The sequence below is a fragment of the Salinimicrobium oceani genome (assembly GCF_012037645.1).
Genome location: NZ_JAAVJR010000959.1, coordinates 1 through 382 on the forward strand (window position 1 = coordinate 1; position 382 = coordinate 382).

General features: G+C 41.1%; 1 protein-coding gene. It reads right to left on the reverse strand.

Going from position 1 to position 382, the window contains the following annotated elements; genetic code table 11:
* A partial coding sequence (locus HC175_RS20255) for a phospholipase D-like domain-containing protein (RefSeq protein ID WP_235942710.1) occupies positions 1-382 on the reverse strand: 382 nt, incomplete at both ends.

Sequence of the window (382 nt, forward strand, 5' to 3'; positions counted from 1 at the left end):
TATTATTGCGCCTGTAGGCGTTATCCTGTTTGGCGGAGATCACCCTCGCCTTCACATTATCACTCCAACAGATCTCAAAAGTTTCCATTAATTCCCTCTGGATGCTGCTGTCATAAATTGGGCAGGTGATCTCCACCCTGTAATCCATATTCCGCGTCATCCAATCTGCTGAAGAAATAAAGACCTTGTGTTTTCCCTCATTCTCAAAAATGTAGATCCTGGGATGTTCTAAATATTTGTCAACTATACTTATCACCTGAATATTTTCACTCATTCCTTCCACTCCCGGTACCAAACAACATATCCCACGGACAATAAGTTTCATTTTCACTCCTGCCCTGCTGGCTTCATAAAGTTTATCAATAAGGGAATAATCTGAAAG